This is a genomic window from Pseudoflavonifractor sp. HCP28S3_F10, from assembly GCF_052065415.1.
In the GTDB taxonomy this organism is placed as follows: domain Bacteria; phylum Bacillota; class Clostridia; order Oscillospirales; family Oscillospiraceae; genus Pseudoflavonifractor_A.
The window spans coordinates 1-17,913 of sequence record NZ_JBQHUB010000011.1 but is presented as its reverse complement, the minus strand read 5'-3'; the positions used below and the strand labels follow the sequence as shown (position 1 = coordinate 17,913).

Annotated in this window: 16 protein-coding genes; 11 read left to right on the top strand and 5 right to left on the bottom strand. The window is 58.3% G+C overall.

Annotated elements, in window-relative coordinates; genetic code table 11:
* Positions 1 to 43 precede the first annotated feature (43 nt).
* The 7 genes from ACTNBZ_RS06495 to ACTNBZ_RS06465 all read left to right on the top strand — a co-directional run bounded on the left by ACTNBZ_RS06495 (position 44) and on the right by ACTNBZ_RS06465 (position 6,696).
* Positions 44 to 1,381 (top strand): hypothetical protein, encoded by a 1,338-nt coding sequence (locus ACTNBZ_RS06495; protein WP_441208861.1) that lies wholly within the window; start codon positions 44 to 46, stop codon positions 1,379 to 1,381.
* A 3-nt stretch (positions 1,382 to 1,384) separates the two neighbouring features.
* Positions 1,385 to 1,558, top strand: coding sequence for a hypothetical protein (locus tag ACTNBZ_RS06490; protein ID WP_441208860.1), 174 nt, complete (start codon positions 1,385 to 1,387; stop codon positions 1,556 to 1,558).
* Positions 1,559 to 1,574: 16 nt separating this feature from the next.
* Positions 1,575 to 2,747 (top strand): hypothetical protein, encoded by a 1,173-nt coding sequence (locus tag ACTNBZ_RS06485; protein WP_441208859.1) that lies wholly within the window; start codon positions 1,575 to 1,577, stop codon positions 2,745 to 2,747.
* 85 nt (positions 2,748 to 2,832) lie between these two features.
* Positions 2,833 to 3,921, top strand: a complete 1,089-nt coding sequence (gene pgsB, locus ACTNBZ_RS06480; protein WP_441208858.1) for a poly-gamma-glutamate synthase PgsB — start codon at positions 2,833 to 2,835, stop codon at positions 3,919 to 3,921.
* Entirely contained in the window at positions 3,918 to 4,346 is a 429-nt protein-coding gene (pgsC, locus tag ACTNBZ_RS06475) for a poly-gamma-glutamate biosynthesis protein PgsC (RefSeq protein WP_441208857.1), read from the top strand. Before pgsB ends, pgsC begins: the two co-directional genes overlap by 4 nt.
* Before the next feature lie 9 nt (positions 4,347 to 4,355).
* A complete protein-coding gene (gene pgsW, locus ACTNBZ_RS06470) occupies positions 4,356 to 5,456 on the top strand; it encodes a poly-gamma-glutamate system protein (RefSeq protein WP_441208856.1) in 1,101 nt (366 codons plus the stop codon).
* 73 nt (positions 5,457 to 5,529) lie between these two features.
* Complete coding sequence (locus ACTNBZ_RS06465; RefSeq protein ID WP_441208855.1) at positions 5,530 to 6,696, top strand: foldase protein PrsA; 1,167 nt, start codon at positions 5,530 to 5,532, stop codon at positions 6,694 to 6,696.
* Positions 6,697 to 6,986: 290 nt separating this feature from the next.
* Here ACTNBZ_RS06465 and ACTNBZ_RS06460 read toward each other — a convergent pair whose 3' ends face one another.
* Positions 6,987 to 7,931, bottom strand: coding sequence for a LysR family transcriptional regulator (locus tag ACTNBZ_RS06460; RefSeq protein WP_441208854.1), 945 nt, complete (start codon positions 7,929 to 7,931; stop codon positions 6,987 to 6,989).
* Positions 7,932 to 8,104: 173 nt separating this feature from the next.
* Here ACTNBZ_RS06460 and ACTNBZ_RS06455 point away from each other — a divergent pair, with 173 nt between their 5' ends.
* The 4 genes from ACTNBZ_RS06455 (at position 8,105) to ACTNBZ_RS06440 (ending at position 13,277) form a co-directional block, all read left to right on the top strand.
* The gene (locus ACTNBZ_RS06455; protein ID WP_441208853.1) at positions 8,105 to 9,412 is read left to right on the top strand and encodes an amidohydrolase; all 1,308 of its coding nucleotides are present in this window, start codon (positions 8,105 to 8,107) and stop codon (positions 9,410 to 9,412) included.
* Between the two features lie 33 nt (positions 9,413 to 9,445).
* A complete protein-coding gene (locus ACTNBZ_RS06450; RefSeq protein WP_441208852.1) occupies positions 9,446 to 11,002 on the top strand; it encodes an AbgT family transporter in 1,557 nt (518 codons plus the stop codon).
* Between the two features lie 65 nt (positions 11,003 to 11,067).
* Positions 11,068 to 12,123 carry a threonine aldolase family protein gene (locus ACTNBZ_RS06445; RefSeq protein ID WP_441208851.1) on the top strand — a complete coding sequence of 352 codons (1,056 nt, stop codon included), beginning with the start codon at positions 11,068 to 11,070 and terminating at the stop codon, positions 12,121 to 12,123.
* 47 nt (positions 12,124 to 12,170) lie between these two features.
* On the top strand, positions 12,171 to 13,277 hold the full coding sequence (locus ACTNBZ_RS06440; RefSeq protein ID WP_441208850.1) for a threonine synthase: 1,107 nt from the start codon (positions 12,171 to 12,173) through the stop codon (positions 13,275 to 13,277).
* Positions 13,278 to 13,607: 330 nt separating this feature from the next.
* Here the strand turns inward: ACTNBZ_RS06440 and ACTNBZ_RS06435 are convergent, their stop codons facing one another.
* The 4 genes from ACTNBZ_RS06435 to ACTNBZ_RS06420 form a co-directional block, all read right to left on the bottom strand.
* The gene (locus tag ACTNBZ_RS06435; RefSeq protein ID WP_441208849.1) at positions 13,608 to 14,312 is read right to left on the bottom strand and encodes an FCD domain-containing protein; all 705 of its coding nucleotides are present in this window, start codon (positions 14,310 to 14,312) and stop codon (positions 13,608 to 13,610) included.
* A 150-nt stretch (positions 14,313 to 14,462) separates the two neighbouring features.
* The gene (locus ACTNBZ_RS06430) at positions 14,463 to 15,377 is read right to left on the bottom strand and encodes a DMT family transporter (protein ID WP_441208848.1); all 915 of its coding nucleotides are present in this window, start codon (positions 15,375 to 15,377) and stop codon (positions 14,463 to 14,465) included.
* A complete protein-coding gene (locus ACTNBZ_RS06425; RefSeq protein ID WP_441208847.1) occupies positions 15,374 to 16,549 on the bottom strand; it encodes a MalY/PatB family protein in 1,176 nt (391 codons plus the stop codon). The genes ACTNBZ_RS06430 and ACTNBZ_RS06425 overlap by 4 nt, the downstream gene beginning before the upstream one ends.
* Before the next feature lie 37 nt (positions 16,550 to 16,586).
* Positions 16,587 to 17,591 (bottom strand): ornithine cyclodeaminase family protein, encoded by a 1,005-nt coding sequence (locus ACTNBZ_RS06420; RefSeq protein ID WP_441208846.1) that lies wholly within the window; start codon positions 17,589 to 17,591, stop codon positions 16,587 to 16,589.
* Between the last annotated feature and the right edge of the window lie 322 nt (positions 17,592 to 17,913).

The following is a 17,913-nucleotide window of genomic DNA, read 5'->3' as shown; positions in this document are numbered from 1 at the left end:
GCGTGTTGTGACACCCCGCGGTCCTTCCTGAGGAGGTAATCTTGTGACTATGTTCCAGCACTCCTTAGCGGTCATCGCCGTTATCGTGGTCGTCTTCGCCGTGGCAAAGAAGATGAAGGCCAACACCGAGATCACGCTGCTGCTGGCCGCGCTGGGCGCTCTGGTAGCCCACCTTATTCTCCCGATGGGCGTTGATGAGCGTTCCGTCCTTCCGTTCACGGAGATCATCCGTCATCTGGTGGAGGGCACCTTCAACTATTTCGACGTATGCATGACCTTCCTGACCGCCACCTTCTTCATGACCCTGTATAAGGAGACCGGCGGCGTCAGCTACCTGGTCCGCCAGATCGTGGGCCGGTTCTATAAGCGCCGCGTGCTGTGCCTGCTGCTCCTCCTGGTGGTCATGATGGTGCCCGGTGCCGTTACCGGATCGGGCGCTACCACCGTCCTGACGGTGGGCGGCCTGGTGGGCAGCGTCCTGGCCGCCATGGGCGTGAAGGAGGACCGCCGCGTGGCGCTGGTGTTCCTGCTGGCCGCCATGAGCGCCGCCTGCCCGCCCATCAACCTGTGGACCATGATGGCCGCCGCCGGCGCCAACATGCCCTATGTGGGCTTCACCGCCCCGCTGGCCCTGCTGTCCATCGCCGGTGCGCTGTTTGCCACCTTCTACCTGACCCGCGGCACCAAGAGCGATGCTCCCGTGGACGAGGTGCTCTCTACCCTGCCTGAGGCCCCCAACGGCTGGAATGCCCTGCGGGCGTTCATCCCCTTCATCGTGATGCTGGTCCTGATCCTGGGCGCCCGGGTGATCCCCGCCTACTGGCCCGTCATCGGCCTGCCCATGATTTTCATGCTCAGCGCCGCCGCTGTGCTTCTGTGCGCCCCCAAGAAAGTCAACGTCATGGAAGTGGCCGTGACCACCGTGGTCAACCTGAAGGAACTGGTGGGCATCATGGTCGTGGTCGGCATCCTCAACCAGGTCCTGACCCTGACCGGCGCCCGCGGCCTGATCTCTCTGGGCGTGGTTATCCTGCCCATCGGCCTGCTGTTTGCTGCCCTGTGGCTCATTCTGCCTGTGGCGGAGGGCGTCCTGCAGTACGCGGTGGCGCCTCTGCTGGGCGTGCCCCTGATCATGCTGTTCAACATGAAGGGCTACAACGCCGTCATCGCACTGGCTGCCTGGTCCGTCATGTGGCCCGTGGGCGACTGCCTGCCCCCCACCGCCGTGGTGGGCCGTGCCGCCGTCATGCAGCTGGACTACAAGGGGAACTACTATAAGGGCTTCCTGAAGGCCGCCCTGGTCCCCATGCTGTTCATCCTGGCGCTGTGCACGGTGGCCATGATCTTCAACAACCAACTGGGCAATCTGCTGGGGGTGTAAAGTATGGATATTCTGGTCATCATCAATGCCATTTTCACGGTCCTTACCTATGCCACCGCGCTTTTCTTCCTGATTGCGATTGTCCGTGCGTTTATCCGGACCAAGAACGTTCAGAACGCATTGGTGTATTGCATTATCATGGTCCCCTTCGTACTGCGGCTGCTGCGCTTGAAATAAAGGGGGAGGGATACAGTTGAAGAAGCTGAATATCGATACGGTAAAGGCCATCAGCGTCATCATTCTCGCGTTCTGCGTGGGTGTCGCCGGCTATCTGTTCTGGGAACACCGTAATTATAAGGAGCCGGTGGTGGTCAGCGAGTACATCACCGAGGTCAAGAAGCTCAGCGACTACAGCGATGTGGTCAAGGGCACTGTGAATGACTGCAACGTCTACATTTTTGACAGCGGCGTGGACGGCGGCTGCATGCTGATCTGGGGCGGCACCCACGCTGAGGAGCCCGCCGGCGTCATGGCGGCCAACCTGCTGGTGGAGAACCTGAAGGTCAATCAGGGCAAGGTCATCGTCATTGACCGCGAGAACAACAGCGGCTCTACCGTCAGCCGCGTGGGCGAGGCCTATCCCCGTTTCTTTACCTACCAGACCGACTGGGGCACCAAGGTGTGGAGGTACGGCGACCGTCACGCCAGCCCGCTGGATTCCTGGCCTGACCCCGAGGTCTACATCCACTATCCCAGCGGACAGACGCTGGCCAATGTGGATATCCGCAATACCAACCGTAACTGGCCCGGCAAGAAGGACGGCCTGCTGACTGAGCGGACCAACTATGCCGTTACCGAGCTCATCAAGGCCGAGGGTGTGGACATGACCCTGGACTTCCACGAGGCCGAGTTGGAGTACACCGTGGAGAACACCATCGTGGTCCATGAGAAGGGCCAGTCCGTGGCCGCCATGGTTTCCATGATGCTGACCTCCCAGACCTTCGATGTGCCCATCGGCATGGAGTTCTCTCCTGCAGCCCTTCACGGTCTGAGCCATCGTGAGGTGGGCGACCACACCGACGCGGCCTCCTATCTGGTGGAAGTGGCCGAGCCTATGCTGGACCGCATCCGCGGCATCACCGACGAGGAGCTGCTGATGAGCGGCAAGGACGTCTTTGTCATCAAGGCCGGCGAGCATAAGCTGCTCTACGCTCCCATTGATGAGAACGGCTGGCCCATCGACAAGCGCGTGGCCCGCCATGTGACTACCGCCACCACCATCATGGAGGTCAACAACACCGTCCATCCTGATCAGACCATCCTGATCGAGAACATCCCTACCTATGAAGAGATGATGCAGAATGGACTGGCCGGTTATTATCATGATCCGTCCACGGCCTCTGCCGACCGGGTGTACTACGACTGATCCAGACTCTATCTGAAGAATGTCCGAAAAGCCCTTCGTCTGGCGGCGAAGGGCTTTTCGGGGGTTTGAGACATAGGGGAGAGCTATGCTTGTTTTTTCATTGATCCTGCTGGCGGGATATCTTGCCTGGCTGCTTTATGAGGCTTATGCCAACCGGCGGGCGCTGCGTTCCTTTCAGCATGTCATCCATGTCAATGGTATCCGGGGCAAGACAACGACCTGCCGCCTGATCGACGCCCACCTCCGTCAGGCCGGATTCAAGGTGTTTACCAAGACTACAGGGACTGCTCCGCTGTATATCGACACCGCCGGGATGGAGCATCCCATCCGGCGGCCGGGGGCGGCCAATATCATCGAACAGCTCTCCATGATCCGGAAGGCATACCGGGAGGGGGCGGAGATCCTGATCCTGGAATGTATGGCGGTGGCGCCGGAGCTTCAGCGGGTGGCCCAGGAAAAGATCGTGCAGGGCGACTGGAATGTGATCACCAATGTGCGCTATGACCACATCTTTGAGATGGGGGAGAGCCTGGAGGAGATCGCGGAAAGCCTGAGCGGCACCATTCCTCGGGGCGGGGTTCTGTTCACAGGCGATGAGCGGTTTTTCCCCTTCTTTGCGGAAAAATGCCGGGCCCTGGGTACTGAGGCCGTGCTCTGCCGGGCCGGGGACAGTGCCGGAGATGAGGACCGGGCCATTGCCTGCGCCATCGGAGCGCGGCTGGGGATATCCCCGGACCGTTTTCCGGAGGCGGCGGAGCGCTGTCACGAGGACTTTGGCGCCTGCAAATGCTATCCGCTGGGGGAGCGGCAGTTTCTGGATCTCTTTTCCGCCAACGATCCGGAATCCTCGCTGATGCTCCTGCGGGAGAACTTTCCGGACCGGGAGGACCTGACGCTGATCTACGGCCACCGGACAGACCGGCCGGACCGGCTGCTGCTCTTCATCCGCTGTTTCTTTCCCCATGTGCCCTGCCGTAAGGTGATCGTGATGGGGGAGGGACGGCATTTTGCCCGGCTGCTGCTCCGGCGCTCCGGGGTGGAGCGTGTGGAGACAGCGGCCGGTTGGCGTTCCGCCCTGGACAAAGCGGATACGCCGCTCATTGCGGGCATCGGAAACATCAAGGGCCAGGCCTATGAGATGATCGCACATTTGGAAAGCGGGGAGATATCATGAACGAATTGGCGATCCTCTCGCTCCTGGTCACGCTGATTTTCACAGAGGTGACGCAGCTGGTGCCCGGCGGGATCGTAGTGCCCTTCTACTTCGCACTGTATTTGGAAGAGCCGGTGAAGATCCTGGCCACGCTGCTCTCGGCGCTCATCGCTGTGGGCGCGGTGAAGCTGATCGGGAATTTCACCATCCTGTACGGACGGCGGAAATTCGCGCTGTATATCATCATTGGCCTTTTGGAAAAGGCCCTGTTCACCTACCTCTATTTTGGCAATTCCTATATGTTCTACAACCTGTCCATGACCATCGGTTACCTCGTGCCCGGCATTCTGGGCGGACAGATGGAAAAACAGGGCTGCGTCAAGACCCTGTGCGCACTGGCTGTAGTGGTACTGATCATCAAAATGGTCCAGATGATTCTGACTTGAGCGATGCGGATGAAACGGATAAAAATAACAAAAACGGCAGTGATGCTGCTCTCCGCCGGGATCCTGGCTCTGTGCTGGCTGCTCCTGAACGTGACCAGGACTACGGTCCCCGCCGGAGACTATGAGCAGAAGCTGAGAGCCTCGGAAATGACCCGGGCCTGCCTGGAGGAGATCCGGCGGCTGAAAGGGGAGAAGGGTGTCCCCATCAGCAGCATGAACGACATCAACGATACCGGTGTGATCGGGCAGGACTATTCCGCCATCACTACCACGCTGGGCAACCTGGAGGCCAAGCGGACCTCCACCAACCCCAATATGGCGGCTATGGTGGTGGATATGTTCCACGAGCTGGGCCTGGAACCGGGTGACAAGGTGGCGGTCAACTGCTCCGGCTCCTTCCCGGCGCTGAACATCGCGGTCATGTGCGCGGTGGAGGTGATGGAGCTGGACCCCCTTCTGATCAGCTCCTTCGGTTCCTCCACCCACGGCGCCAACGATCCGGAGCTGACCTACCTGGATATGGAGCACGACCTCATCGAGAAAGGGCTTTTGTTCCACAAGAGCGATTATTTCTCCATCGGAGGACTGAAGGACGTGGGCGGTGATATGGCGCCGGAGACGGTGGAAGCCATCAGGGAGCGGCTGACCGGATATGGGTACTCCTTTTTCTATGAGGAGGACCTGCTGGAGAACATCCGTCTGCGGTATCAGCTCTACCGGGATTACGGCGATATCCGCTGCTTCATCAATGTGGGCGGCAACGACGTCTCCTTCGGCAACAGCAAGGTGATCGTGTACAGCGACGGCGGGATACTGACCGCGCTGCCGGAGAACGACCACTCCACCGGTCTGGTCCAGCTCTTTCTGGCAGAGGGAACGCCGGTGATCCACCTGCTGAACCTGAAAAGCCTGGCCTCCGCCTATGGGCTGCCCATCGACCCTGTCCCTCTGCCGCAGCCGGGGGAGGGCGGCGTTTATTACAGATACGCATATCGAAAGGAGATCGCATGGGGCGCTCTTGCGCTGACGGCCATGGTCTTTTACCTGGGCCGCAGCGCGTTCCATGACCAAAGAAGACAAAAAACAGGGCGGCCGGACCACGGCGCCTGAGAGACTGATATGTTCCACAGGACCCGCCTCGCACAACTGCGCGGGGAGAACGAGGATCACAAGGAGATTTGATATGAAAAGAAAAATCATTGCACTGACGATGGCTGCCGCCATGCTGCTGACCGCTTGCAGCGGCAAGCCCGCCGGAGAGGAGCCTTCCACCGTCTATTATGAGATCACCGGAGTGGATCCGGAGGAGACCGTACTGGTGCTGGACGGCAATGAGATCCCTGCGGAGTTGTACTGCTACTGGGCGGCGTTCAATTGCAGTGCCCTGGAATATCAGCTCAAGATGTACCACGACTATTACGGTATGTATGAGGAGATCTTTGGGGACGACGGAGAGATCGACTGGAACGCGGAATTCCCCTCCTCCAAGATGACGCTGAATGAGTACGCGAAGTCCATGGTGGAGGATACTGTGTTCTTCTATGCCGCCATCGAGAACATGGCCAAAAAGTACGGCGTGGAGCTGACGGAAGAGGACAAGGCTGCCATTGAGGAAGAGCGGCTGAACATGGTGGATTCCCTGGGCGGCGAAGAGGCGTTCGAGGATTATCTTGAGGAGACCGGTCTGAGCCGGGACAATCTGGAGCGGGTCATGGCGGCTACCAGTCTGCTGGACGGACTGATGGAGCAGGCTGGTCAGGAGGGCAGTGACCTCTATCTGCCTGCGGAGAACTATGGAGAGTACCTGCGCTATACCGATTACATTGTCCTCTTCACCGGCAGCAGCCTGAGTGACGAGGAAAAGGCCGCCAAGCGCCAGACCGCTGAGGACTTGCTTGCCCAGCTGAATGCCGGCGGCGACAAGGAGGAACTGTTTGTCCAGCTGGCCGGCGAGCACAGCGAGGAGGCCAGAAGTGAGGAGCAGGTGGGATACTTCTATGCGCCGGGGACCATGCCCGACGTGTTTGAGGAAGCGGCCGGCGCGCTGCAGCCCGGCGAGGTCAGCGATATCGTGGAGACCGACAACGGTCTGTATATCATTCTTGGCAAGTCCCTGGAGGAGGGATTGGAGCAGTATCCCGAAGAGAAGGATGAGCTCCTCCAGAACTATGTGGTGAGCCTGGTGAATGAGTATCAGGACGGCATGGAGGTGGAGCGCCGCGGCACCCTGACCGATATGGAGCTGGGCGGCTTCTACCAGAAGTATCTGGAAAAGATGAGCGAGCGGGCGGTGGAGGATGCCACCAACACCCTGCAGGGCGCGGAGAGCTCCCCCTCGGCTCAGAGCTGAGCGGACATGTAGATCTCAATTTCATCCGACAAGAAACACAGACACTGCGGCCGGGAGGTTTTTCAGACCCCCGGCCGCGGTGTTTTTTTGAACATGGTACCGGCAATACAGTACTGGAGAAGCGGCAGCGGAATGGATGGGCTTTTGCCGGAGGCGGCTTGGGCCCTGCTGCCCCTGAGCGGATGGTGGTGGACAAGACGTTCCGGTTCTACAGCATGTTCCCCGCCGGCGGCTCTGTCCGGAAAAAGTGGCCTGTCCCGCAGGATGGACTGTGGGGCGGGCCATTTTACTTACCTGTCATCTTTCTGTAAGAGCTCGATAAACTTTTTCATGGCGGCCGTAACATAACGCCCTTTGCTGTAATACACATAGGCGTTCCGTTTGCTGTATTGGCTCAGCAGCTTATAATACAGCAGCTTTCCACCCGGATTCAGATTCTCAATAAGCCGATTGCTGATTATGGTGGCGCCCACACCCTGCATGGCAAAATTATAGGAAATAGATGGGTTTTCTGTCTCCAGCGCGACGATGGGTTCCACCCTGCTCTCCTGGAAGATCATATCCACGCAGGTGCGCAGATAATTGGTGTTGTCCAACAGGATCATCGGTACCTCCGCCAATTCCGCGGCGCTGACGCACCTGCTGTCCGGTACGTCGAAAATACGGTTACCGAGCATAGCTCTGTGCAGTTCCCGGCCCCGCAGGGATTCATTGATTGGGAATTCCTGTGGGATCGCCCATACCAGGCTTTCGCTGTAGCAGAACAGTTTTTCATATTTTGATACATCCATCGGCCGGTTGGTGATGACCAGATCCAGTTCACCGGCATCGAGCATCTGCTTGGAACGAACCGTGTTGGTGTCATGGATGCGCAGATATATGTTGGGATAGCGTTTTTTAAACTGCGCGATGGTCTGGGTGATGGTATACGGGTTGTCCAGGCTGCTTCCTCCGATGGCCAGATGGCCGCTTTGCAGGCTGTGCACTTCATAGGCCAGCGTCTGAAGATGTTCTTCGATTTCGTAGATCTGCTCAACGGCATGAATATACTCCAAGCCGAAGGGTGTGACGGAGATGGGCTTGGTCTTGCGGTTGAAGAGCTGGACACCCAGCCGCTTTTCCAGCCGGCTTACATCCGCGCTCAGGGAGGGCTGCGCAATATGCAGTACTTCCGCGGCTTTGCTGAAGCTGCCTTCTTTATAGATGCAGTAAATATAGTCTTTATTGTGAAACATAGAGGACCTCACATGATAGAGTATAGTTTATATCCTATATAATCATATTTATATTCATATTTGACTATTTGTCAAGTGTGGTGTTTAATTTTTACATAAGAGAATTGCAATTCTCCGGTTCCTATTGTGGTTTGTGCACGAACCACGGACCTTGAACAGGAGGGAAAACAGATATGGATTTTTCTGCCGTCGCTTTCAAACAGCTTGAAAGCAAATTAATCCAGTTTCGCAGGACCCGCCATCATATGCCCGAAAACGCCTGGACCGAGTTCTTGACAACATCGGATATTATCCACGAATTGCAGCGCCTCGGTATCCCCTATGTGTATGGAAAAGAAATCCATATGAAGGAAGAACGGTACGGCGTGCCGTCTGACGACGTGCTGGAGGCATGTATGCAGCGTGCCATCCGGGAGGGCGCCGACCCCGCTTTGGTGGAACATATGCGCGGCGGCTATACCGGTGTGGTGGGCATCCTGGATACGGGCCGGCCCGGTCCCACTACCGCCATGCGGTTCGACATCGACTGCAACGATGTGGACGAGAGCAGGGACCCGGACCATGTCCCCGCAAAAGAGGGATTTGCCTCCATTCACCCGATGCTCATGCATGCCTGCGGCCACGACGCACATGCGACGATTGGCATTGGCGTGGCCAATATCCTCGCTGCCTGCAGGGAGCAGCTCTGCGGCAAGGTGATGCTGATCTTTCAGCCAGCGGAGGAAGGGGCGCGGGGCGGTGAATCGGTCGCCAGAAGCGGGATCCTGAACGGTGTCAACTATTTGTTTGGTGGACATATCGGTTTAGGAGGTCTGAAATACGGCCAGTTTGCGGCGGCAATGACCAACGGCAGCTTCAGCTACAAAGTGGACCTGATCTTCAGCGGCCTGTCTGCCCATGCGGGAGCGGCACCGGAGAAGGGACATAACGCGGCCGCGGCTGCGGCCACCGCTATCCTCAATCTGCTGGCTATCTCCCGCCACAGCGGCGGGCGGACCCGCGTCAATGTGGGCGCCGGAGAATTTGGTCCGGGGCGGAATGTGATCCCCGATCACGCGCTTCTGAAGGCAGAGGTCCGGGGGCTGACCGAGGAGCTCAACGAGTACATGTTCCAGAGCATGCTGCGCGTATGCCGGGCGGCGGCAGATATGTACGAGTGTGAATTCTCCTACAGGATCATGGGACATTCCATCGACTGTCCCTGCGACCAGGAGATGATGGACCTGGCCGCGGACTGCCTGAGGGAGATAGACAGCGGCATGAGCATGGAGCCGTACCTGGACACGAACGGCGGCGGCGAGGATGTGACTTTTATGATGCGGGAGGTACAGCGTCAGGGCGGGAAGGCGACCTTCATGATGCTGGGCGCCAGTGTCCCGGCGCCCCATCATAATTGCCGCTTCAACATCGACGAGCGGGTGCTTTTAACATCCGCAAAGCTCTACTGCACGATGGTGGGCAGACTGAACGAACGCAGATAGAATGATGAAGAGAGAAGCAAAGGGGGCTTTACTATGAAAACCAACACAAAAAAGAATTCCGGTGTACTGGTCCGTTTTGCCAAAGAAATTGAGCGTGTGGGCAACAAATTACCCCATCCTTTCTATATTTTTCTGATTCTGATTGGAATCATCCTGGCGGCCTCCTGGATCTGCAGCATGGCAGGGGTATCCGTTACCTATCTGTCCGCATCAAAAACGGGCGAGATCACAGAGCAGACGGCCGCCGTCGTCAATATGCTTTCCAAAGAGGAACTGCAAAAATGGCTGGCAGGCTTTGTCACTGCATTTACCAACAGCCCCAACCTGACCTCCGTTCTGATCATTACCATGTGCGTCGCCATCTGCGACGAGAGCGGCTTCTTCAAAGTGGGCCTGCGCAAGCTGCTGGGCAACGCGCCCAACAGCATGGTCACCTTTGTCCTGGCCATGGTAGGCGTCTGCTCCAACATCTGCTCGGACGGCGGCACCATTCTCGCCGTTATGCTGGGCGCGGTCGTCTATAAGGCTGTGGGCCGCAACCCCTGGATCGGTATTGTGGTGGGATACGGTTCCGCCGGCGCTGGCTATGTGGGCAATCTGCTCCCCTCGGTGGGCGACGTGGTGGTATCCTCCATCACCAACGGCGTGTCTGAGCCGCTGGGTTATCCCGTTAATCCCATGGTCAACTACATTTTCCAGGCGGTAGCCTGTATCGTGCTGGCTCTGGTCACTACGGTGATTACGGAAAAGGTTCTGGTCCCTCTCTACGGAGACGTGGACCGCACCCGGAGAGTCATGGGTGACCGGGCGGCGCTGGCTTTGACCCCGGAGGAGAACCGCGGTATGAAGTTCGCCGGATACGGCGCGCTGGTTTTCATCGTCCTGATGCTGATCTTCTGCGTTCCCCGGAACGGCTTCCTCCGCTCTGCAGAAGGAAAGCTCATCCCCAGCTCCCCTCTGATGTCCGGCCTGGTCCCCCTGATCTCCTTTATGTTCGTTGTGGTGGGCATCTGTTACGGTGTAGGCGCCAGAGTGATCAGGAGCAAGAACGACGTTCCCAAAATGATGGCCAATGGCGTCAAAAGCATTGCGACGATGGTGCTGATCCTCTTCGTGGTGGCCGAGATGCTGTACGTATTCAACAACAGCAAGCTGGCCACTGTGATCTCGGTCTCCGGCGAGCGATTCCTCTCATCCATTCACTTTACCGGTTTCCCGTTGATGATCACCTTCGTTGTCGTGATCGCCTTTACCAACCTGTTTATGTACAGTGCCTCCGCCAAGTGGATGATCCTGGCGCCCATCTTTGTGCCCATGTTCCTGAACCTTGGGATCAATCCCGTAGTCACCCAGTGCCTCTACCGCATGGGTGACTCCTGCACGAATAACCTCACCCCGCTGAACGCGGCGCTGGTCTATGCCATTACCCTGATGAACCAGAACCGTATGCCTGAGATCAATAAGGAGGAGGCCGGCATGGGCACGCTCCTGTCCGGCCAGGTCGTATTTTCGCTGACCTATCTGGTAGTCCTGATCGCACTATTCTGCGTATTTTATTTCTGCGGCATTCCGCTGGGCCTGGGCGCTTAAGTACACTTTCGGGTCTCCCCCTTCAGACACGGAGGGGGGACCTGTATCAGACAGAGGGAGCATATATGATAGATTTAGTGAGCGATACCATTACACTGCCCACCCGGGCGATGCTGGAGACGATCCCTGAGGCGCAGCTGGGCGATGCCGGAAGGCTGGACGCCGGCGGGCGCGGGGAAGATGCTTCCACCAACCGGCTGGAAGACCTGGCCGCCGCCCTGACGGGAAAAGAGGCGGCCCTCTTCTGCCCCACGGGAACCATGGCGAACACCTGCGCGATCCTTGCCTGCTGCAGCCCCGGCAGCGCCGTCCTTGTGGAAAAGCGGCAGCATATTCTGGAGGTAGAGAAGATCTGCTTTCAGGAAGAGGGCTTCCGCATGGTGCCTGTCTTTTATCAGATCGACCAAAAGGGAGCGCCTGATCTGGACGGGATAAAAGAGCAGCTGGATACGGGAAGGATCCAGATGGCCTGCGTGGAAAACACCCACAATTTTTCCGGCGGGACCTGCATGCCTGTGGACGCCATGAGACAGATCAAGACTCTGTGCGCCGGACATGGGGTGCATGTCCATCTGGACGGCGCGCGGCTGTTCAACGCGGCCGAGGCCCTGGGCGTTTCCCCGAAGGAGATCACGGAGAACTGTGACTCGGTCATGTTCTGCATTTCCAAGGGGCTGGGTGCGCCTATCGGATCTTTGCTCTGTGGCAATAAAGCGTTTATCAGCCGGGCCGTAGAGTGGAGAAAGCTGCTGGGAGGCACCATGCGGCAGACCGGCGTTGCGGCCGCCTGCGGTATTTATGCGTTGGAGAACAATGTGGAACGTCTGGCGGAGGACCGGGAAAATGCCCAATATCTGGCCGGGCGGCTGAGGGGCCTCAAAGCCCTGCGGGCCGATCCGGCACCTCAGAGCAATATCCTGCTGCTGGATCTCAACGGGGCAGGCATTACCGGAGAACAGTTTAACACGCTTTTAAAGGAACGGGGCATACGGGGGTACGTCCTGTCCCCGTCGGAGATCCGATTGGTATTCCATCTGGGGATCACCAGAGAGGATGCTTCCTATGCCGCAGAGCAGATCCTCGCAATTGACCGGACTCTGCCGCAGGGGATGTTTCTGTGAGCAGAGAGGCCGGCGGAGGCACATGCGTCTGTGGAGGGAAAAAACACGTGAATTTTATCTGTTCAAACTGCGGGAAAAGGGAATCCGTCCGGACCAGGGCCACCCGATGTGCCTGTGGAGGACTCTGGGAGCTGGAGTTTTCACCGCCGAAGTTCGACCTTTCCGCCGTGGAGCGGGAGAGCTGGAATATCTTCCGCTACCGCCGGTTTATGGCGCTGGAGGGCGGAGAATGGGAAGGGATTACCCTGGGAGAGGGCATGACGCCCGTTGTTCCGCTGGAGGACGGCGTGCTGCTGAAAATGGACTACATGATGCCGACGCTGTCCTTTAAAGACCGGGGGGCCGCGGTACTGGCCGCACATTGCAGGGCCATCGGCGTGGACCGGGTGGTGCAGGACAGCAGCGGAAACGCCGGGAACGCGGTGGCGGCCTACTGCGCCCGGGCCGGGATCGCCTGCGAGATTTTTGTGCCGGAAGGGACATCGCCGAAGAAAATCGATATGATCCGCGCCCACGGAGCAGTGTGTACCGTGGTGCCGGGGAGCCGGGATCACTGCGCGGATGTGTGCCGGGAGAAGGCGGCGCAGGAAGGGCTCTATTATGCCAGCCATGTGTACAGTCCCTTCTTCTATGAGGGCACAAAAACCTATATTTACGAGGTTTATGAGCAGTTGGGGCGCATCCCGGAGCATATCCTGCTCCCGGTGGGCAACGGAACACTGTTTCTCGGCGCGATCCGCGGGCTGGAACATTTACTGGAGAGCGGCTGTATCCAGCGGATGCCGCAGATCATTGCCGTACAGTCAGAGCACTGCGATCCTCTCCTGCGGGCGTATGAGCAGGGCTCTGCTGCCCCGGCGGAGGTGAAATCCCGGCCCACCATGGCGGAGGGTATCGCTATCGGCAGGCCCATGCGCGGAGAGGAGATATTGCGGCTCAGCCGGAAATACGGCGTCCGCTTTATTCACGCGCCGGAGGAATGGATTCCGGCCGCGAGAGCAGAGCTTGCCCGGCACGGTGTCTATTGCGAGTATACGACAGCGGCCAATTACGCAGGGTACCGGCAATACTGCCGGCAGTATGGGCCTGCCGCTGACTGCTTGATCCCCATGTGTGGAGCCGGACTCAAGTCCGGCCACTGGCCGGAGAAGTAAAAAAAGCGCCGGAGGCGCTGTGGGCATTTCTGTCCACGGCGCCTCCGGCGCTTTTTAAAATAGTGCCTGACCTGCGGTGGATGGAGGAACGATTCCATCCCGATGGCTACGGGTCCTGCCGTGATTTGAAAAAGTGCGTCCTCCCGGAAGCTGTGGGTCACCGGCGGCGGGCGTAGGGCCCGGAGCAGGTATGAACAGGTCACCATGCTCAGCCATACCAGAAGGTCCGGCCAGCGGAAAAGAAAATACGCCCGCCGGAAACAGAGGTCCGGCGGGCGTATGATAAGTTCGTAAATGGCGTATCAGGGGATATCTCCAGGTGTGCTGAGCTTATTTCGTTCCTTGATAGCGGCTGCTTTTCACGATGAGATTGTGGATGTGCTGTTTCATGATCTGTCTGGCCTTTTCCGCGTCATGCTCCGCGATGGCCTTGTAGATGCTCATATGGTCGCTGGGGTTATTCAGCGAAGAGGCGTTGATGATGCTCTCGATCTCCGGAGAGTAATCCCGGTCCGTGCGGATCATTTTCATTACGGCCTCGAGCACGGGATTCCCGGACGCTTTGGCGATCTCAATGTGAAACGGGGCGTCGGTGGCCGCCATGCTCTCGCCTTTTTCCGTCAGCTGCGCGGTCTGCTCCACGATCTTCCGGATGGCGTCGATGTTCTCCTGTGTGGCATTCTGTGCGGCAAGCGCCGCAACCTCGGGCTCGATGATCTCTCTTGTGACCAGAACGTTGTGCAGCTGCTCGCCGAAGCCGTCATTGAAGATCTCCATGGTATCCAGCATTGCCTTTGCCTGACGCCGTTCCGCGGCCAGCTCCTTGAGCCTTGCCCGGCCCTGACCTGTGATGATCCGTCCTCTGGACCGTCCGTCGTACTTTTCGCTTTTCAGAAAGCCCTGTTTCTCAAATTTTCTCAGATGCCTTCCGATGGTCGCTTCGCTCATTGTACAGTTCCCGTTACTTTGAAGCATATCCGCAAGAAAGCCCGCTCCGACAGGTTCTTCCTGCTCAGCGATGATCCGAAGCAGCATATATTCAACGTTTTCGGAATAAAAAGAACTCATTTACGCCACCCTGTCAATCATTGTTAATAAATAAATTATACATGATAACAGGGCATAAGTCCACAGAATAATCTATAAAAAAGCAGCTGAACGTGAAAAATGTTCAGCTGCCTGATATTATATTGCCGCTTTTCGAGGTCTGCTCCAGAGGGAACAGTTTTTGGTGTTCAGAAGCAGTCCTGCGAATACGACGGCCATACAGCCCACCTGCACCAGGGAGAGCTCTTCTTTGAGAACGACGGCCGCGGTGAGAATGGTGATAGGACTGATCCCGTTCAGAAATGCGGCGGAGGTGGAAGCTCCGATGCGCTGAATGGACCGCTGCTGCAGGAGATAGCCCATCCCGGAGCACAGGACGCCCAGATAAACGACGGAAGCGGCTGCGCGTCCGCTGACAGGAAAGGGGAGCCCCCCTTCCAGAAGATACACCATTGGCAGCGTTGTAAGGAAGCTGACCGCCATCAGCCAGAACACAACGCAGTCAGCGGATGTTTTCCGGACCTTTTTGCTCAGAACGGTGTAGACCGCCAGGCACAGGGAGGAGGCGAGCTCGGCGGCGTCGCCCTTGCTGAAGCCGCTGGAGAAGAGTTCCTCCGGGTGCCCGTTTGTGATAAGTACTGCCACCCCGGCGAAGGCCAGAATGATTCCCAGAAGCCGGCTTTGGTGTATTTTTTCCTTCAAAAAGACTGCCGCCAGGACGGTGGTGATGATGGGCCCCAGGGCATAGAGGGTGGCCACGTGGGTCAGCGCGGTGTGCTGTACCGCGAAAAAGTACAGGTAATTGCAGACGACTACGCCGATCAGGGACAGAAGGATCAGAAGGCCTCCTTCTCCGGCCGCCGGGCGCACGCTCCCGCGGCGGCGCCATACGAAGGGAAACAGCACAAGGGCGGCAATGCCGCTGCGGAGGCACAGAACAGCCAGGGGAGTGAACTCCTCCACCGCATAGGTCGATGGGATGCCCATCGAGCCCCAGAACAGCATGACGAATATGATCGGGATATAATCCCGGATCCCGGGCCGTTTGTTCATGACAGCGCATCGACGGCGCGCTTGAGCCGCGCGACGAACTCCTCAAGGTTTGCCCGCTGCGTTGCCACGTTGATGCGCATAAAACGCTCCCCGCCTGGGCCGAATGTGCTGCCGGCATTCAGAGCCGCTCCGACCTTGCCGATCACAAAGTCCTTCATCTCATCGTTGCTCATGTTCAGCGCGCTCATATCCAGCAGCGGGATGTAGGTGGATTCCGGCCGGACCAGCCTGACCTGGGGCACCTGCTCCGCCAGCGCCCGGTCGAGATAGTCCAGATTCTGCTGCAGGTAGGCCAGCAGCGCCCGGTACCAGTCCTCGCCGTGCTCATAGGCGGCCTGGGCCGCGGGGATGCCGCAGGAGTTGCCGTTGGCCACATGCAGGCCATAGCGCAGCAGATACTGGAAGCGGCTGCGGAGCGATTCATTGGGAATGGTGATATGGGACATCTGCAGGCCGGCGATGTTGAAGGTCTTGCTGGGGGCCATGGCGATGATGCTGTGCTGCTCGCTCCAGGGGGAGAGTTGGGCGAAAACGGTATGCTTGTGGGGGGCGTATACGATATCGCTGTGGATCTCATCGGAAAATACCAGCAGATCGTTTTTCCGGCAGATCTCCTCCACCCGTGCCAGCTCCTCCCTCGTCCACACTCTGCCCGATGGGTTGTGGGGGCTGCAGAATACGAAGAGCCTGGCCTTCTTCGCCTTTTCCTCCAGGTCTGCGAAGTCCATGGAGAAGCGTCCGTTTTCATAGAGAAGCTGGTTGTTCAGCACCGTTCTGCCCAGGGCTTCAATGGTGCTGCTGAAGGGGAAGTATACCGGCGGCTGGATGAGCACATTGTCCCCTTTTTCCGTAAAGGTAAGGATGGCGGTGGACAGGGCCGTCAGGACCCCCGGTGTGTGGCACACCCAGTCCTTTTCCACTGTCCAGCCATGGTGCTTCTCCACCCAGGCCAGAAAGGCCTCGTAATATCCATCGGGAAAAATATTGTACCCGTATACGGGATGTTCCGCCCGCGTTTTGACGGCCTGGGTCACCTCTTCGGGGACGGGAAAGTCCATATCGGCGATCCACAGAGGCAGAAGGTCATTTGTGCCGAAGGAGGCGGTCATACCGTCATATTTGGAGCAGCTGGTGTTTTTCCTCTTGATTGCTTCATCAAAATTCACATTCATCTTTATCCATATCCTTTTGCCGTTAAATAACAGATTCTTACCAGGTGAGGCTGGTCCCAAGACCCATTTGGCCTGCGCGGACGAAGGCCTCTTTGGCCACGCTCAGATCGAATATGGGCAGGCCGAAGGCGTCAAACATGACCTTTTGCCCGGGGGTCCCACGAGGCACGTCCAGCCTGCCGGAGAGGATGGCGCCCAGTGAGCCCGTGATACGGGCCTCATCGAACCGGCCCTCGCGGTAGAGCCTGAAAAGGGACTGGCCGCTCACATGCTTTGCTTCTTCCCAGGTGTCCACAACGACGCGGCTGAACTGGTCCACCGCCTCCGCCGTGATCTCATTGAAGCCGATATGGCAGTAGAGGGCTGCCGAGCGCAGATGGCGGGGGAGCAGATAGGGTTCGGGCGCCGAGGTGGCGCCGATAATGACGTCCGCGCCGTCCACCGCGTCATCCAGATCCTGCGCGGCGCGAAGAACAGTTCCGGTGGTGCCGCGATAGCGCTCTGTCAGGGCCTTGTTCCGCCTGTTTCCGCGGCTCCACACAGCGATCTCCTCCGTCTGCGGCAGCGCAAAAAGGACCGCCTGGAGCTGGCGCTCCGCCTGTCCGCCCGCGCCGCACAGAGCCACCTTTTTGGTATGAACCGGCGCCAGGCGCCGCAGCGCCGCCGCCGTCACCGCGCCTGTACGGGCAGCGCCGATGTCCGTGCCGTTCATGACCGCCAGCGGGAGACCGCTGTGGGGGTCGGTGAGGACTACGGTGGCCTGGATACGGGACTGTTCCATGTTCAGGGGATCCGTTTCCGTTCCGTGGGCGGTCCACTTGAGGCCGCATATATTCACGTCACCGCCCACATAGGCGGGAAGGGAATAGCAGGCGTGGTCCTGTCCGTCGGCCTTGAGACGAAGGGCGGCTTCCTGGACGATGATGGCCTGCTCTGCGTCAAAAAGGCGGAACGCCTTTTCCACGATCTGTACTGTCTCTTCCATTCTGCAGACGCCGGTCCTGGCCACATCTGCTCTGGATAACCACAAAACATTGCTCATGCTGTCAGTATCTCCTTTTCGTCCGGGCGTGGGGCTGGCCCTCCCGGGATATATGTGCAGCCTGCCGCGCGGACAAACCCACCTATCATTTCTGACAGGTGGGTCCATCACCATGACAAACTAGATTATCTGCGGGAATACCACCCATAGCAATTCTGGCTGCTGCTTCTCCGGAAACTGTTGTTAAAGGAAAAATAGCAGATTTTTCTGTTCGCAAATTGCAATAACAAGTTGGACACCCCGTGGTAAAAACCTTGCTCACGGATGGAGCCGCAGGATCTATCCGTGAGCGAGGTTGCCGCAGCCGTCAGGCTGCGTAGAC

Bases quoted from the DNA above. Each gene is read 5' to 3' on its own strand.
- ACTNBZ_RS06490 (WP_441208860.1), top strand. From the start codon at position 1,385: ATGGATATTCTGGTCATCATCAATGCCATTTTCACGGTCCTTACCTAT.
- pgsB (WP_441208858.1), top strand. From the start codon at position 2,833: ATGCTTGTTTTTTCATTGATCCTGCTGGCGGGATATCTTGCCTGGCTG.
- pgsC (WP_441208857.1), top strand. From the start codon at position 3,918: ATGAACGAATTGGCGATCCTCTCGCTCCTGGTCACGCTGATTTTCACA.
- pgsW (WP_441208856.1), top strand. From the start codon at position 4,356: ATGAAACGGATAAAAATAACAAAAACGGCAGTGATGCTGCTCTCCGCC.
- ACTNBZ_RS06465 (WP_441208855.1), top strand. From the start codon at position 5,530: ATGAAAAGAAAAATCATTGCACTGACGATGGCTGCCGCCATGCTGCTG.
- ACTNBZ_RS06460 (WP_441208854.1), bottom strand. From the start codon at position 7,931: ATGTTTCACAATAAAGACTATATTTACTGCATCTATAAAGAAGGCAGC.
- ACTNBZ_RS06455 (WP_441208853.1), top strand. From the start codon at position 8,105: ATGGATTTTTCTGCCGTCGCTTTCAAACAGCTTGAAAGCAAATTAATC.
- ACTNBZ_RS06450 (WP_441208852.1), top strand. From the start codon at position 9,446: ATGAAAACCAACACAAAAAAGAATTCCGGTGTACTGGTCCGTTTTGCC.
- ACTNBZ_RS06445 (WP_441208851.1), top strand. From the start codon at position 11,068: ATGATAGATTTAGTGAGCGATACCATTACACTGCCCACCCGGGCGATG.
- ACTNBZ_RS06435 (WP_441208849.1), bottom strand. From the start codon at position 14,312: ATGCTGCTTCGGATCATCGCTGAGCAGGAAGAACCTGTCGGAGCGGGC.
- ACTNBZ_RS06430 (WP_441208848.1), bottom strand. From the start codon at position 15,377: ATGAACAAACGGCCCGGGATCCGGGATTATATCCCGATCATATTCGTC.
- ACTNBZ_RS06425 (WP_441208847.1), bottom strand. From the start codon at position 16,549: ATGAATGTGAATTTTGATGAAGCAATCAAGAGGAAAAACACCAGCTGC.
- ACTNBZ_RS06420 (WP_441208846.1), bottom strand. From the start codon at position 17,591: ATGAGCAATGTTTTGTGGTTATCCAGAGCAGATGTGGCCAGGACCGGC.